Source organism: Paenibacillus jamilae (assembly GCF_050482105.1).
In the GTDB taxonomy this organism is placed as follows: Bacteria; Bacillota; Bacilli; order Paenibacillales; family Paenibacillaceae; genus Paenibacillus; species Paenibacillus jamilae_B.
Genome location: NZ_JBCNHI010000079.1, coordinates 1 through 518 on the forward strand (window position 1 = coordinate 1; position 518 = coordinate 518).

At 51.4% G+C, this 518-nt stretch carries 1 protein-coding gene; it reads right to left on the bottom strand.

Annotated features, from left to right (window positions below; all coding sequences use genetic code 11):
• Positions 1 to 506, bottom strand: a 506-nt coding sequence (locus ABEW32_RS26395) for a condensation domain-containing protein (RefSeq protein WP_430193273.1), incomplete at its 3' end; no start/stop codon positions are given.
• Between the last annotated feature and the right edge of the window lie 12 nt (positions 507 to 518).

Here is a 518-nt window from a genome sequence, read left to right on the forward strand (position 1 = left end):
AAGCCTTCGGCTTTGTCACGCTCCGCAAAATCAGCAAGGTATGCGGCCTGCTCTCCTGGTTCCATCGAACGCACATCTTCAACCCGGAACTCGGCGTGCTTGTGACGATACACCACCTGTAAAGGCTGCTCATTCCAGCCGCTATAAAAATTCGTTCTGAATATTTGATGGCGTTCCACCAGCTGATGGAGGCTTTCGGCAAAAGCCTCCACCTGAAAGCGGCCTTGCAGATCAAATGTCGCCTGCTCAAAGTACGCCCCGGATTGCGGCTCCATGAGGCCATGGAACAGGATGCCTTTTTGCATAGGGGTTAACGAATAAATATTTTCCAGTTCTCCGGCAGTAGCCGTCTGCTCTACAATATGATCCAGCTCGCCGGCCGTCAGTCCTTGGAAGGACAAGTCGCTTGGCGTCAGCTCTGGCAGCTCTTTGGCCACACAGTGAGCCAATACCTCACGCAAGCTTTCCTGCAGCAGATCAGCCAGCTTTTTGATTGATTTTTTCATAAACATCTTGTT